Genomic DNA, 16224 nt, shown 5'->3' with positions numbered 1-16224 from the left:
GTGCATTGGCGCCCATTGCGAGCTTAGTAGCCCCGCAGCAATTGTTGCATCATGCCGTTGTCTGCAAGACGCTTGAACTGTAAGGTGCAGAAAACGGCCATACTGCGATCAATCTTCATGGGTCTCCATCATCCAGTACCGGGTTTTCGGAAGATAATGGGCGATGCCTTCGAGTATACCCGCACTGTAATTGCCATTCATGCCCAAAAAGCCGCCTCGCGCCAGATAAAAAGCCACCTGGTTGCTGTTTTGCTCAACCAAGATTTGCGCCTGTTCGACCACGGCACGGTCAGCATTGGCGACCAGCACCGACGGTATCCGGCTGACAATCACCGGCAGATCGTTGCCGCTGTCGCCGGCAAATACCGTATCGCCAATATCGAAGCCCTGATGCCGCATCAAAAATTCCACGGCGTGCAGCTTGGTGGCGCGGGCCGGCAGCACATCCAGCAAACCGGTCGCCGAGGCTTCGTCCACGCTGTAAATCAGGCTGGCCGCCAGGTTTTGAGCCTCCAGCCGACTAGCCATTTCCTGGCGCAAAGCCTCAGTATCACACTGCATCGACAGATAATAACTAAGTTTGAAACGGTTTTGTTTGGCCTGTTCCTGCACGCGCAAATCCGGCAAATCGTCAAACAAGGGCCGCAAGTCCTTGGCCATCAGACCACGCCAGTCGCTGTTGATATTGTCTTCCCAGGCGGTCCAATGCTGCCATTCTGTGGAGCCCGCTCTGTAGATCGTGGTGCCGACGTCGCCGATGACCCAATCCGGTAACGGCAAATCGTATTCGAGCATGGCTTCCTCGACCAGTTCGCGGTGCCTGCCGCTGACATAGGCCAACGTCACCTCGGGGCGCGCAACCAAGCGCCGGAAAATATCGCGCGCACCCGGCGATTCCGGCTGGCTGCCGTTGGGCAAAAGGGTACGATCCAAGTCGGTGCAAATCAGGATACGCGTCTGCATGACACTGGCGCTTTGTCAGAGATTGAAGAAATCATAATGTTCGATGGCCTCCAGTATGCCCCAGGCATTTGACCGCTCGGCGAAATAGACTTGTTCTATGTCGGACAAATTCGCCAATTCCTCGCGATGGCGGTTGGCGACCACCACGCCCAGCGTATTGCCTGCCACCATGTCGCAATCGCCGCCGGAGCCGCCCGTCGCCAGGATGCGCTCTAGTGGAATATTCCATTGCCGGGCAACATATCGCAATGCCTGTCCTTTCGAGGCTCGCGCCGGTACGATGTCCAGAAACTGCCCAAATGACAGGGTGGGATTCACCGACAATTCCTTTTGACGCAACAAGGTCAGAATCTCGTCCATCGGCGGCGCACGCTCACTATCGTAATAATAGGAAATCTTGAAGCGGCTTTGTTCTCGCTTGGGTTGCGGTGTCAAACCGGGCAGACCACTGAGAACACGGCGCAGCACCTGTGGCGTCCACAGATGATCGATATGATAGCTCCAGGCTATATCGGCAATCAGTTGTGACGTGAAATAGATTTCGGTACCCAAGCTGGTGATCAAAATATCCGGCTTGGGAATCCGCTTTTGCTTCAAAATCGCCAAAACTGCATCCAGCCGGCGTCCGGTGGCGATACCGAACAGACACTTTCGTCGCTTCTCCCTGATCAAGTTGACGAATTGTGCCAATCCCTCGTCATCCCCCAACAGCGTGTTGTCCATCGCCGTAAAAATCGCCTGCCGCCGCAGCCGGCCCACTTTTCCCACCGGCGGCGTTTTCGGCAGACGTTCGAAATGTTGCAACAGCGGCTGCAGTTTTTGTAGATAGGCTTGAGTATGCGCCTCCCAGGAATAATAGCGGGCTACATTCCGTAGTCCGTTGGCGGACAGTGTCCGCCAGCGCTCGGGATTGTCTAGTATGCTCAGCAAGGCCTCGGCAATCGCGGTTTTGTCCAGCGGGTCCACTAACAACCCGTTATGGCAGTTGCCGATGATGTCGACCGGGCCACCGTTTTCGGTGGCCACCAGCGGCAGGCCGCTGGCGGCCGCTTCCAGCAGTGTCAGTCCAAACGGTTCGGTCAGGGCTGGATTGATGAAAATCCCCTTGGCTGCCGCCGCCAGACGATAAATCTCCGCGACCTCGTCCGCGCTGTGGTGCTTGGGTAGCGCAACCCGGCCGTACAGATCATAACAATCGATCACCAGCAACAATTCGGTCAACACGCCTTGCGCTCCGTCGTTCATTTCCCGGATGTCGTCACGGTTGCCGGCGACGATCACCAGGTTAGCCATCGCCTGTAAACGCGGCGATTCGCCGTAGGCTTCCAATAAGGTGACAATATTTTTGCGTTCGTCGGGTCTGGACAAGGCCAAAATCATCGGCTTATCCGTTTCGTACAAGAATTTATTGAGTGATACGGCAAACGCCGAATCCGCGGTTTTGGCGCTGGGCGGGTGAAATTGCTGGAGGTCCGTGCCGGGCGGAATGACCGCCATCTTCTCCGGGGTGTAGTAATCGTAAAGTTCGTATTGGTCTTCGATTTCGTTGCGGGTACTGGTGATGATCAACTCGGCATTGCTCAGCGTATCTTCTTCCGCATTAATGCGCCGGGAAATGTGATAACGCTGCTCGATTTCCTCCATTGCCAGGCCCAGTGCCAACAACCTACGGCACTTGTCCCGCCCCAAGGAATGGCCGGTATGAATCAACGGCAAACCTGTCAAATGCGCCAGTCGCACGCCAACATAGCCGGCGTCGGCATAATGGCTGTGCAACACATCCGGCCAGCGCGACTGACTATGCAGCCAACTCAAAAGATTATCCGCGAAGCTGTCCAGATGATCCCAAAGCTCTTCCTTGCGGATATAGCCTTCCGGACCGGCATCGATACGCACGATCTGCGCGTTTTCCGCCAATGCTTCGACGGCTTCGGCGTAATTGTCGCTGACGTCGCTGTCGACGATGCGCCGGGTAATCAAGTCCACCCGCTCGACCTGTGGCTGTTTTGCCAAGGCTTTGGCTAATTCCACGACATATTTGGTCTGCCCACCGGTATCGGCGTCGCGGCCCAATTCCAAATCATGCCCACGTATCAGGCCGTGGATGCTGATCAAGACGATATGCAGGCGTCCGGTATCTCCGTGTTCTAGCATGGTTCGCTCCGTGGACGACGTTGGTTTGCTCCGTCGACCTGGGTTAATACCGCTAAGAAATAGAGCAATCGACTTATTTCACGTAGCGGTAAAAACCTTTTAATAACATGGGCGCAAACAGGGCGGTCATGGCTATGACAATAATCAGCGCCGCGTAAACTTCGTTGACCATAATAACTGATGTGCGGCCGAGCTAGGCAAAAATCAGGCCGACTTCGCCGCGTGGAACCATGGCAATACCGATAGCCAGGCGCTCAGTCCAAGGTCCGCGCAGCACTAAGGCACCCAGCATTTTACCGAGTATAGCCACAGCCAACAGGCTGGCGGAAAACCACCAAATGAACGGCGAGGCCCAATCGATTTCACGCAGATTCAACGAAAGCCCGACCATCACGAAAAATATCGGCACGAATAATTGGATGATAGGCCGCATCTGAGCTTCGATACGCCCGGTAAAATCCGGATCTTCATGCAACGCCATAGCAAACGGCAGAAAAAAGCGCCGTGAAAGCGCTAGTCCCGCGGCAAACCCGCCCAACAATTCCGGGGCGCCCATTTCGTGGGCTAACCAGGCGAAAAACAGCACAAGAGAGACAATCAGCGTGGGGATGAGTCCGTCGGTCTGGCTGATTTTGGCAAATTGCCGGATCAGCAAGGAAATAGCTTTAGCAAACAACGGCGCCAAAACAAAGAACATGGCGATAAAGCCGATGACTTGCAGGGCATTGGCTGTGTTGATTTGTCCGACCTGCGAAAAATCGTACAGTACGGCCAGCAGCACGACGCCGAGTATGTCTTCAATCACTGCCGCGCCCAATACCACCTGTGCTTCCCGGCTGTGCTGACGTTTTAAATCGGTAAGCACGCGGACAGTAATACCGATACTGGTGGCGGTCAGGGTGCCGCCGATAAATAGCGATTCCAGCAAGTTACGATCAAACAGCCAATGGCTGAGACTGAAACCGAACACGAATGGCCACAGAAAGCCGCTGACCGCGACGAACAAAGCCTGCCAACCGCTTTTTGCTAGTTGGCGTATGTCGGTATCCAGCCCGACTTCAAACAACAGCAAAATGATGCCGATTTCCGCCAATAATTTGATGACCTGACTAGGTTCCATCCAACCCAGAAAACTGGGGCCAAGAAGAACACCGGCCAACAGTTCGCCTACGACTGGTGGGCTTTTAAGCCGCGCGAACGATTCGCCAAACAGCCGAGCGGTCAGCAGAATAACCATTAACTGCAAGAAAAACTGATGAACGGCTTGGGCTTCCATGAGCTTAAAATCGTTTAAAGCTGTTGCCGGCTGTCGATCACTTTATCGGCTTCGGTTTCTGGTGACAGCGTTTCCACTGGTTGTAAAGCCTCCTTATCAGGCTCCCGTAACTGCACGGCAAGGTCTGGTGTGGCCACAATGCCGGACGGTTGTGAGTGGGTCAACATCGCTGGCAGCGCCGCTATACCGATCAAGCAGGGCAGTGCTAAAGCTTGGTTAACCCAGCGATACCGGGGCATAAATGGCTCGAAATAGTAGCTGTTATCGCTTTGGGCCAATCTTTCCGGCTGAGAAACTTTCCAGGGCTTGGTATCCAGCCAGGACATCGTTTGGCCGGCCAGCAACATCAGTCCTAAGCCGCTGAGATTGACCAAGGCCGCAGCGGACCATTCGTCGCGCCCAAGGTGGTCCAGCCAGATGCCCCCCGCATACGAGAGCACCATGGAACACAGGTAAATCGGTAAAGATTGTTGACCCATAATGACAACGGCGCGCGGCACCGGACTGTGTAGCCACTGTGATCGCCAATGGCACAAGCGATACATCAGATAAGCCAGCGCGAGTAAATGCAACCAACGCAACACCCCCAAATGACTTTTGTCCAGCCAGGGCGTCAAGTTAGCGCGAAGCTCGCCCCAGAATTTAATCCGGGTATACGTGGCCTCATGCTCCAAAGGAATTGAAACCAGGACTAGCCCGAGGCAAACCGCTAACAGCCAGCCGTGTTTTACACTGACCTTGGCCCAGCCGGCGCCGAAGGCGTAACCGGTAAAAAACATCAGTTGCCAGTTATAGGGATTGAAATACCATTTTCGTCCACTCACTGGGTCGGCACTCAGTTCCCATCCGTAGTAATAACTGGCCCAATACAGGGTGACCGAACACGCTAAAGCCATACCGACATGCAAACGGGATACTAGCCAGAATATAGGCAGCCAAACGATCACTAGTAGATACAGCGGTAGGATGTCGAAATAATTGGGTACATATGCCAAGGTGAACAAGTCATACAGCGCTTGTTGGGTGGCGTCGAAAAAATAGGCAATGTTCAGGCGTTGAATATCATCCATTTCCGGCACCCAGCGATTACCAACTACGCAAACCAAAGCCAGCAGCACAAAAGAGGCCAGATGTGCGCTGTAAATTTGCACGCATCGGTGCAGGACGCGAACCAGTCCCAGCCAGAGTCCGGCGCGTTCAAAGCAGCGGCCGTAGGCCAGCGCGGAGGCAAAGCCGGATGAAAACACGAAAACCTCCGCCGCATCGCTGAGGCCGAATCGCGAAGGGGTATACCAAAACCAGGGGTTATCCGGCATGTGGTTAATAAAAATCACCATCAACGCCAAACCTCTAAAAAAATCCAACGGCAAATTCCTGCTTTGCAGTGACGGGTCCGGCAATGCCATATAGGTCCTTTTATCCAATAACATCGGTTGTGTGAATGACGCATTTCAGCTAAATCTTCCTGATTATAAGAATATTTCAAGTATGCCGTCATTCCAGAGAATGCTGGAGTCCCAAACCGGGAAGTCAATCCAGACTATTGGGATGTGCCTGACACTGGATTTTTTGAGGCTTTCGGATCTAGACAACCCTTGGCGAGGTAATAATTTTGTTATTTCAATGACAATACCCGCTTGGTCAGTTCGCAGATCGATAAATGCGCAGTTATCACACCCTGGACGTGGCCTCGCATTCGGACCATTTGGCTTGAATCGCTAAGATCTCGGGTAGAACGGCAATAAAGACCTCGATCATCGCTGGTTGAAAATGGCTGCCGCTTTCCGCTTGAATGGTGGCTATTGCTTGCTCGTTAGGCCAAGCTTCTTTGTATGGACGTTTCATCGTCAGCGCGTCGAACACATCGACTAAGGCTGCGATACGCGCCGATTCGGGAATTAGCTCGCCAGCCAGTCCATCGGGATAACCACTGCCATCCCAATGCTCATGATGGTGTAAGGCAATCTCCGCTGCCATCTTAAAGACCGGTGCATCACTTTTGCTGAGGATGTCGTAGCCAATTCTGGGGTGGGTTTTCATGATTACCCAGTCCGCCGTATCCAATGCGCCGGATTTCTTCAGAATCGCATCCGGGATGCCTATTTTGCCGGTGTCGTGCATCGGGGCCGCCAATTCGATGAGCCGGCATTGTTCTTCTCCCCAGCCTAGGGCACGTGCCAAGGCGCCCGCATAATCCGCCATGCGCCAGATATGCACCCCGGTATCGTTGTCATTGTAATGGCCGGCTTCACCGAGCATGTAGATGGCGTCGCGATGACTTTTTTCCAGATGGATCGCGCGTACCAAGGACAGGTGGGTTTGTACGCGCGCCCTTACTGTCGGTGATGAAACCGGTTTAACGATGTAGTCCACCGCGCCGGCCTCAAAACCAGTGACTTCATCATCGGCATCCGCCAAACTCGTGATAAAGATCACCGGAATGCTTTCGGTAAGCGGATCAGCTTTTAACTGCCGACACACCGTATAACCGTCCATATCCGGCAGTTGAATATCCAATAAAATCAGAGATGGTCGAAATTTACGTGTAGCCGCCAGCGCCTCATGGCCGTTGCGAGCAAACACCAACTTATATTTGCCTGCTAAGATTTGCTCCAGCACCCGCAGATTTTGCGGCTCGTCGTCAATAATTAAGATAGGACCGTTAGGCATGGCAATGCTCACAGAGTAATAGAATGTTCAGCTGCAAGTGTCCTGACTTCTGCTTCCGCAGTTCGAAAATCATAGTTCTCGATGGCTCGGTTTAATGGTTCAAGGCTAGTAGGTCCGACCGTCTTATCAAGTTCAAGCAACAGCGGCCTAAATTCCACCATGTCATCGTTTGCCAATATAGCGAGCATCTGCGCAAGGAGTGCTGTCAGTTGTTGCCGGTCTATCGTTTTTGCTTGGGTGTTGTCCACAACGTGTTTGTCGGGGGCATATTCAGCAATCGAATCCAGTGCTTTGTCTAAAGCAGACTTTAAAATTCGCAAGGGTCCAGTCATTTCCGCGCCCCTAACTAGCTGCTGTTCGACTTCTGCCGCTTGTTTGCCAAGTTCTAGTAGGGCCAGGGTGGTCGCAACACCCTTCAGCTTATGAAGAAACGCCCGTGCTTCAGCGGTGTCCGCGAATTTGATAGTGTGTATGCTGTCGGCGTAATCCCGGGCAAACTTACGTAAATATTGTTGGTAAGTACTTACATCCGGGAAAAGTTTTAGGCCGCGTTCGACGTCCAAACTCGGTAGCTCGAGATCTGAAGTATTGGGCTGTATGGCAAGATGGGGTTTATACATCGGCGCAATTTGACGAGTTCCGCCGGTCAACTTGATAATCAGGGCAATGGCGGCGTCCACATCAAACGGTTTGGCGATAAAGCTGGTCATGCCGGCGGCTTGCGCCAACTCTTGTTGTTCCATAAACGCGCCGGCGGTCAGCGCCACTATGGGGAGATCGGCTAAGGCCGGCATACGGCGGATGTGCTGGGTAGCTTCGTAGCCGTTCATAATCGGCATCTGCACATCCATCAGCACAATATCTATGGTGTTGTAATGCGTCTCCAGCCATTCAAGGGCCTGGCGACCATGATGGGCCAATTCGACATGCGCGCCTTCACCTTCCAGAATACGTTGTGCCACCTCGCGATTGATGTCGCTGTCATCCACCACCAAGATGCGTAAGCCGGCAAGGCGCTGCTGGGCATGTTTAGGTCTAAACGGCTCGCCGCCTTGGCGCACCCGTAATGCTCGCGCCACTGTGTTATAAAGTGCCGAAGCGGTGACCGGTTTGGTCAGTAAAGCATCGACGTGGCGCATGTCAGCGTGGGTTTGCAAGGCGTTACTGGTGTGAGCAGTGACCATGATGATAATCGGGTCGTGATGGTCTTTGAGTTCGTTGCGGATTTTATTCGCGACCGTGAAGCCGTCCACGCCTGGGGTTTTGTAGTCCAGCAGCAGAACTTGATTGGGCTCTCGCCCCAGCAAGCGGCTTTGGATATGTTGAAGGGCGGCCGAGCCCGAACCGACCGCTGTTGCGTTCCAGCCCAATCCGGCCACAATATCTGCCAACACTTCGCGGGCGATTGGATTACCGTGCGCCACCAATACCGGGAGATTCGCCATGTCCGGTGCGGCCAGCCAAACGTCTTGGCCGCGTTTAAACGTCAAGTTAAACCAAAACTCGCTGCCGCTGCCCGGGATGCTGGTGACCTGCAATTCGCCGCCCATAGCCGCAATTAAACGTCGGCAAATACTCAAGCCTAAGCCGGTGCCACCAAATCGACGGCTCGTCGAACTGTCGGCTTGAGAAAATGGCGAAAAAATGTCCTGCTGTATGTCCGCCGGAATGCCGATGCCGGTGTCGCGCACTGCAAATCTCAAGGTTATCTGCTGGTCGTCTTCGGCGGTCACTGCGATCGCTAGTTCCACATGACCTTGCTCGGTGAATTTAATCGCATTGCTGGTCAGGTTAATCAACACCTGTTCTAGCCGCAGCGCGTCACCATAAAGTTGTTTGGTTTTGCTGGGTGGCTGGGCGATGATCAGTTCCAGTTCTTTCTCGCCGGCGTTCGTGGACATAATGGTCGATAAATTATCCAGCACATCTCCCAGGCGAAACGGTGCGTGTTCGATTTCCAGCTTGTCCGATTCAATTTTGGAAAAGTCCAGAATATCGTTGATGATGCCCAACAGCGAACGTCCGGCCATGCGAATTTTGCTGACCAAATGGTTCGCATCGCCCGGCAATTCGCTTTTTTCCAGCAAATACGCCAAACCCAGTATGGCGTTCATCGGAGTGCGAATCTCGTGGCTCATGTTGGCCAGGAATGCGCTTTTGGCGCGGGTGGCGGCCTCGGCCGCGCTGCGAGCGGTTTCTAGTGATTGTTCGGCTAACCGGTGCGGGGTAATATCCGTGTAAGTCAGTAAGGTCCAGCCATTACTGATGGGCTGGCCGCAAATCTCCAGATAAATGCCATTGGCTTGTTGACGTTCAAAACACACGGTTTCGCGCGTTGCCATCATATCGATGAAGCCGTTTAGGACGTCATCAAACGTGCGATTCGGATAGTCGCCCCGGTCGAAATTGAAGCGAATGGCATCGGCAAAATACAACGGTTCTTTTTCGCACAGCTCGGGGGGATAACTTAAAAGTTTGCCAAACAAGCTGTTACGGAAAACGGCTTTATACGACTCGTCGTAGACCACCACACCGAAGGGCAGCACTTCTAATACTTCGTTGAGAAATTTGTTCAGGTCCTGGAGCTTTTGTTCGCGGGCTTTACGTTCGCGGTCATCCACCAAGGTGCTACTGGAGTAAAGTCCGTTACCTTCAGCGTCACAGATTAGGGTAGCGCTCACTAGAAAGGGGCGGACGCTGCCTTCCTTACATATAAAGTCCATCTGAAGATCGCGCAGACTCCCGGAATGGATGAACTCGGTAAAGAATTGCTCAAACCTGTCAATACAGTCGGGGGCCAAGAATTCTTTGATATGGTGTCCGACGAACTCCTCCTTGGCATAACCGAGCAGTGTCAGTTCGGTCTGATTGACGCGCAGGATCGTGCCGTCCATGGCCAGCGAATGGTAGCCGCAAGGTGCTTGGTTGTAGAGATCGAAAAATTCTTTGGTCCTTGCTTCGACTTTATCTTCGAGTTCTTGCGTGAGTTGCTGAAGTGCGTGTTCAGTTTGTTTGCGGTCAGTGATGTCGATCACCACGCCGCGATAAAGCAGGAGTTCTCCGTGCTCGTCCAACAGCGGCTGGCCGCGCGACAGCAAATAGTGGGTGTGGCCGTCCAGCTTGGAATGCACTCGCCACTCTAACAGGACGTCGGCTTTTTGTTTGAGTGCTTGGTCCATTGCTTCGTGTGTTGTCGCTCTGTCTTCTTCGGCGATGGTGCTTAGCCAGTTGTCGTAGGAGGCCTGGCAACTATTTTTTTTAAGACCGTAGAGCCGCCATAAGCTCTCGCTCCAAAACACTTCGCCGCTGGGGACGTGCCATTCCCAGATGCCAGCGTCGGCGACACTGAGCGCTTGGTCCAGCCGCTGTGAATAGCTATTGACTTCAAAACTTGACAAACGTTTGACTGCTAGCAGAGAGCGATGCAGTTGCTCGAAGACAATGCTGAACAGTATGCCCATCGAGAAAAATATACACATCGAATAGATGCTGCGAGTTTCTGCAATGTAAAAGGTAAAGCTTGGTGGGATAAACAGAAAATCGGCTAATGCCACCGCTATCAGCGTAGCCAGCAAGCCGCCGACCAGACCACCCACGGCGGCGCTTAAAAATACAGAAGGGTACAGAAAAATCCAGATGGTCGGTTTTAGGATGTCCCACAGATGATATTGGAAGACTGCACCGCAAATCGGAATGACCATCGACAGCAGAATTCTGAGTGTGCGATGTTGGACGAACGGCGGCATGGGATAGCTCCTGATGCTAATGCAAAAGGGGCATCAGCGGTTTGGCTACGTTTATTGTTATTCCCATTTTAACCAGGCGATTCGAATAATTTCTACACGCAGGATATGGAAAGGGCGGGTGTCCTTTTGGTCGGTCGCAGCTTATGCAGCCGGACTAAATTTTAGTGCATCACTGGAATTTTTGCGCCGGCGCTTAAATACCATTTGTCCTGAGCCCGCCGAGCAAGGTTGCCTTAATTTACGGGGCAGGCCAATAGTGTCAACGGGAGGCTTGGTAGCCAGTCGTGCTAATAAAATTAGACAAGGTTGAATTGCAAGGTAAATTCCTTAGCTTGAGTCAGCTTGTCCGCCTGAGAGCTGATAATTAAGCAAAAAATAGGGGGAGGAATTATGGGTCCGTATTACAGAGGCACGTCGCAAAGCACCGGTGCATTTTTTGACATGTTTTATCAGCATCCTATCTTGATGTTGGTTTTAGTGGTAGCCACGATTGGCGCAGGTTTTTTACTGATGCGCGGAAAAAAGTCTGAATAAAACCGCTGCTTTTGGCAATTTACACGAAGATTACTGGAGCTGATCAAGCTCCAGCCTGCGTAGTTTAGGCGCGTATTTTGCCGTAACCGCCACCACCAACAGCGTCATAGCACCGCCAAACACTACTGACGGCACCAAGCCCAGCAGTCGCGCGGCAACCCCGGATTCAAACGCGCCAAGCTCGTTAGACGAGCCGATGAATATGCCGTTAATCGCCGCTACTCTGCCGCGCATCGCGTCTGGTGTGGCCAATTGCATGATGGTAGTGCGCATCACCACCGATACCCCGTCGCAAATTCCAGACAACAGTAAAGCCAGGCCTGCGACCCAAAAATTCGTCGATAGTGCGAAGCCGATCATGCACAAGCCAAAGCCGGCCACGGCTATCAATAACCAGCGCCCGGCGTGCTTGTTGAGGGGATGCCGGGCCAGAAACAAGCCGGTCATCACGGCGCCAACGGCCGGTGCGGCGCGTAAAATCCCCAGGCCTTCCGGGCCGTAATGAAATATGTCGTGGATAAACGCCGGCAGCATGGCGACCGCGCCGCCAAACAACACTGCAAACATGTCTAGCGACTGCGCGCCGAGGATGATCTGGTTATTGAATACAAAGCGCAGGCCTTCGGCGATGCTGGTAAAAATCGGCGCGCTTTCCGCTGCCGGCGGTTCCTTGATGCGTAAGGACAGCAAAGCCAGTGCGGCCAGTACGCATAAACCACCGGAAATGCCATAAGCCACGGTTTTGCCGGCCCAGCCGACCAGAATCCCACCCAGTGCCGGGCCGGCGACTAAAGCAAACTGAAACACCGAGCTTCCTAGGCCGGCAGCGCGCGCATACTGTTCGCGTTGCAAAACCAGGGCGAACAGTGCGCTGTAAGATGGGCCGATAAAAGCCCGCGCCACGCCGGTGACGGCTATGGAGCCGTACATCAATACCAGCGGATTGTCGGGAATCCATTGCGCCGCGATGGCGGTCAAGGTCAGGGCGTTGAGGCATAACAGCAAACACGCTGAAATCGCGAACCAGCGCCTTGAATAATGATCGACGGCATAACCGGCGAACAGCGCGCTGCAAAAATACGGGATCACTTCGGCCAGGCCTATCAGGCCCAAGGCCAGCGGGTCGTGCGTCAGTTCGTAGATATGCCAACCCACCACAATCGCCACGATTTGATAGGCCAGCACGATCAGTACGCGAAACGTCAACAGTTTTAGAAAAGCGGGGTTTGAAGTGCCTAAAAAATGCATGAATCTCCAATGTTGAAATACAGCCGGTTACAGCTGCATGGTCAAATTTATTATGTGACTGACTTGGTTAAGCCAGTCAAAGTCTTAGCGCTGCCGAAAGCGAATGTCGCCGAATAAAGCCTTTTGCTCGCGGGGCTGGCAGCGCCAGTATTGCGGTGGCGCTTCGACTTGGGCGCCCAATTTGGCGGCGGCATGCCAGGGCCAGCGCGGATCGTAGAGTATGCCGCGCGCCAAGCCCACCATATCGGCCTGGCCCTCGGCGACGATGGCTTCTGCGTCTTCCGCTTCCGTGATCAGGCCGACGGCGATGGTAGGCAGGCCGGTTGCTGCGCGGATGCTCGCCGCCAGCGGCACTTGGTAATGGGGGCCGACCGGGATTTTTTGCAAAGGCGATAAGCCGCCGCTGGAGACGTGGATAAACGCGCAGCCGCGTGCTTGCAAGGCTTTGGCAAAGATCACGCTTTGCGCCAAGTCCCAGCCGCCGTCCACCCAATCGGTCGCGGAAATTCGCACGCCGATGGGCATGTGCATAGGCACGGCAGCCCGCATCGCGTCGAATACCGCCAACGGGAAACGCATCCGGTTTTCCAGCGAGCCGCCGTATTCGTCGTCACGCTGATTAGATAAGGGCGAGAGGAATTCGTGCAGCAAATAACCGTGGGCGGCATGTATCTCGATGGCGTCCAGCCCTAGCTTATGCGCGCGCTTTGCCGCAGATACAAACGCCTGCACGATGCGTTGCAATCCGCTGGTATCGAGCGCGGTCGGCGCGGGGTCGTCCGGCATAAAAGGCAGTGCCGACGGTGCCACGGTCTGCCAGCCGCCCTGTTCGATATTGACCAGGCCACCACCGTCCCAAGGCGCGGCGGTGGAAGCCTTGCGGCCGGCGTGCGCCAGCTGAATCGCTATGGGTATGTGCGAATATTTTCGCACCGCAGTTAAAACCCGGGCCAAAGCGGCTTCGGTTGCGTCCGACCAGAGGCCGAGATCGGCCGGTGAGATGCGGCCTTCCGGCTCCACGGCCGTAGCTTCGATAATCAACAAGCCGGCGCCGGACATCGCCAAATTGCCCAGGTGCATTAAATGCCAATCGCTGGCTTCGCCGTTGACTGCCGAGTACTGACACATCGGCGCGATGACGATACGGTTGGGCAGCGTAACCGTGCCGAGGGAATACGGCGAAAAAAGCTGACTCATATCAGGTTACCTTTGATTAAAGTTTGTTAATCCAGGCTTGCAGTCTACGAGCTCGGTTCCGGCTTGGCAATGGGAAGGGCTCGCATTTAAGCCTGTCGCGCAGGGTCGAATAATGGGTGCTGAATTTGCTGCATTCGTTGTAACTTGGAACGGCTTGCTATAATGCCGACTTTTCCAATTCATCGGGTCGATAATTGTGGACGTTAAACAATACATGCAGCAATTGGGGCAACAGGCCAGGGTAGCCGGCCGCGAGATCAGCAAGGCCGAGAGCGGGCGGAAAAATAGCGCTTTATTGAAAATTGCCGAGGCTATTGCCGCCGGTAGCGCCGAGATAGCCAGCGAAAATCGCAAAGACTTGGCCGCCGGCAAGCAGAACGGTATGGATCCGGCGTCGTTGGACCGTCTGGAACTGACACCAGCCCGCATCCAAGCCATGATAGATGGTCTGAAGCAGGTTGCCGCTTTGCCCGATCCGGTCGGAGAAATTACCAACCTTAATTATCAGCCCAGCGGGATTCAGGTAGGGCAAATGCGCGTGCCCTTGGGCGTGATTGGCATAATTTACGAATCTCGGCCTAACGTTACTGTCGATGCGGCGGCTTTGTGCTTGAAGTCGGGTAACGCCTGTATTTTGCGTGGCGGTTCCGAGTCGATTCATTCCAATCGGGCGATTGCGGTGTGCATCGCCAGCGGTTTGGCCGCTGCCGGATTACCGCAGCAGGCCGTGCAAGTGGTGGAAACCACCGATAGGGCCGCAGTCGGCGAGCTGATTACGATGAAGGATTATGTTGACGTGATCGTGCCGCGTGGCGGCAAAAGCCTGATCGAACGGATCAGTGGCGAAGCCACCATCCCGGTCATCAAACACCTGGACGGCATTTGCCATGTCTACATCGACGGTAAGGCCGATCTTGATAAGGCCGTGGCGATAGCGATTAACGCGAAAACCCATCGCTACGGCGTTTGTAATGCGATGGAGACTTTGTTGGTGGCGGAAAGCATCGCCGCAACGGTGTTGCCGATTCTAGCCGAACAATATGCGGCAAAAAACGTGGAACTGCGCGGTTGCTTGAAAACCTGTTCTCTGATCAAAAACGCCGTACGCGCGACAGAAGAAGATTGGCATACTGAATATCTGGCGCCGATTTTGTCCATCAAGATTGTCGCCGACATTGACGAAGCGATAGCTCATATCAATACTTACAGCTCGGCTCATACCGAGGCCATCGTCACCGAGGATTACACCTTGGCGCGGCGCTTTTTGCGGGAAGTGGATTCCAGCTCGGTGATGGTCAATGCTTCTACCCGTTTTGCCGACGGCTTTGAATACGGTTTGGGTGCGGAGATTGGCATCAGTACCGATAAATTGCACGCGCGCGGTCCGGTTGGCTTGCATGGTCTGACCTCGTTGAAATTCATCGTGCTGGGCGACGGGCATATCCGCCAATAATGATCGGGGTTTACGGCGGCACGTTCAATCCGGTCCATTACGGCCATTTGCGCACCGCGCTGGAAGTGAAAGAGCTGTTCGAACTAGAGCAGCTGCGCTTGATTCCTTGCCGGGTGCCGGCGCACCGAGACGAACCCGACGTGCCGGCGCACTTACGTTTGCAAATGCTGGAAGTCGCCGTCGCCGATACTCACGGCTTTAGCGTTGATCGGCGCGAGTTGGATAGGGCGGGACCATCGTATATGGTGGATACGCTGCATTCCTTACGCAACGAAATGGGCGATACGCCTTTGCTGTTGTTTATCGGCGCCGATGCCTTTGCCGGTTTGGAGCGCTGGCATCAATGGCAACGCTTATTCGATTATGCACACATCGTGGTGATGACTCGACCGGGCTATGCCGGATCGGCGCTATCGGCGTTTTTGCAGCAGCGAATCGCCGAAGACCGAGCCCAATTAAGCCGGCAGAGTGCCGGACTGTTAAGCTTCCAGGAAGTCACCGCGCTGGCGATTTCCGCTACTGCAATTCGCGAACTGGTGGCTGTCGGGCGCGATCCACAATTTTTACTGCCCGACCGGGTCATCGAATTGATTCGCAGGCATCATTTATATCAACCCCTCATTCATCACACAGGAAATTGAATGCAAACAGAAGCATTACTTAAGCTGGTCGAAACCGAGCTCGACGACCGCAAAGGCCTTAACATCAAGACTATCGATGTGCGTGGCAAAACCAGTATTACCGATTATATGGTCATTGCCACCGGTACCTCGTCTCGGCACGCCAAATCGCTGTGTGATTATGTAGTGGAAAAGGTCAAGGAGCAGGGGCAGCAGCCGCTGGGATTGGAAGGCGATCAAAGTTCTGACTGGATTTTGTTGGATTTGGGTGATGTGATCGTGCATGTGATGACCGGTCAGGCCCGCGAACTGTATCAGCTGGAAAAACTCTGGTCAGTGGCCGGCGACAAGACGCACAGTTAG

11 protein-coding genes are annotated in these 16224 nt (G+C 54.0%); 3 read left to right on the top strand and 8 right to left on the bottom strand.

Going from position 1 to position 16224, the window contains the following annotated elements; genetic code table 11:
• Positions 1–108 precede the first annotated feature (108 nt).
• The 8 genes from ACR02O_RS20375 to ACR02O_RS20340 all read right to left on the bottom strand — a co-directional run bounded on the left by ACR02O_RS20375 (position 109) and on the right by ACR02O_RS20340 (position 13788).
• On the bottom strand, positions 109–963 hold the full coding sequence (locus ACR02O_RS20375) for an HAD-IIB family hydrolase (protein WP_494522313.1): 855 nt from the start codon (positions 961–963) through the stop codon (positions 109–111).
• A gap of 15 nt (positions 964–978) precedes the next feature.
• Entirely contained in the window at positions 979–3117 is a 2139-nt protein-coding gene (locus ACR02O_RS20370) for an HAD family hydrolase (RefSeq protein ID WP_494522312.1), read from the bottom strand.
• A gap of 193 nt (positions 3118–3310) precedes the next feature.
• Positions 3311–4393, bottom strand: coding sequence for a cation:proton antiporter (locus tag ACR02O_RS20365; RefSeq protein ID WP_494522311.1), 1083 nt, complete (start codon positions 4391–4393; stop codon positions 3311–3313).
• 14 nt (positions 4394–4407) lie between these two features.
• Positions 4408–5823, bottom strand: coding sequence for an OpgC family protein (locus tag ACR02O_RS20360; RefSeq protein ID WP_494522310.1), 1416 nt, complete (start codon positions 5821–5823; stop codon positions 4408–4410).
• A gap of 241 nt (positions 5824–6064) precedes the next feature.
• Entirely contained in the window at positions 6065–7063 is a 999-nt protein-coding gene (locus ACR02O_RS20355; protein ID WP_494522309.1) for an HD-GYP domain-containing protein, read from the bottom strand.
• 8 nt (positions 7064–7071) lie between these two features.
• Positions 7072–10809, bottom strand: coding sequence for a response regulator (locus ACR02O_RS20350; RefSeq protein ID WP_494522308.1), 3738 nt, complete (start codon positions 10807–10809; stop codon positions 7072–7074).
• A 564-nt stretch (positions 10810–11373) separates the two neighbouring features.
• On the bottom strand, positions 11374–12591 hold the full coding sequence (locus ACR02O_RS20345) for an MFS transporter (protein WP_033157035.1): 1218 nt from the start codon (positions 12589–12591) through the stop codon (positions 11374–11376).
• A gap of 84 nt (positions 12592–12675) precedes the next feature.
• Positions 12676–13788 (bottom strand): NADH:flavin oxidoreductase/NADH oxidase, encoded by a 1113-nt coding sequence (locus tag ACR02O_RS20340; protein WP_494522307.1) that lies wholly within the window; start codon positions 13786–13788, stop codon positions 12676–12678.
• Between the two features lie 214 nt (positions 13789–14002).
• Here ACR02O_RS20340 and ACR02O_RS20335 point away from each other — a divergent pair, with 214 nt between their 5' ends.
• Genes ACR02O_RS20335 through rsfS form a run of 3 tightly spaced genes read left to right on the top strand, consistent with a single transcriptional unit; the run spans position 14003 to position 16224 of the window.
• Entirely contained in the window at positions 14003–15241 is a 1239-nt protein-coding gene (locus ACR02O_RS20335) for a glutamate-5-semialdehyde dehydrogenase (protein ID WP_494523476.1), read from the top strand.
• On the top strand, positions 15241–15882 hold the full coding sequence (gene nadD, locus ACR02O_RS20330; RefSeq protein WP_494522306.1) for a nicotinate-nucleotide adenylyltransferase: 642 nt from the start codon (positions 15241–15243) through the stop codon (positions 15880–15882). Before ACR02O_RS20335 ends, nadD begins: the two co-directional genes overlap by 1 nt.
• Positions 15883–16224 (top strand): ribosome silencing factor, encoded by a 342-nt coding sequence (rsfS, locus tag ACR02O_RS20325; protein ID WP_101051849.1) that lies wholly within the window; start codon positions 15883–15885, stop codon positions 16222–16224.

Source organism: Methylomonas sp. PHL2-19 (genome assembly GCF_059331595.1).
This window is presented reverse-complemented; position numbering and strand designations above follow the sequence as displayed.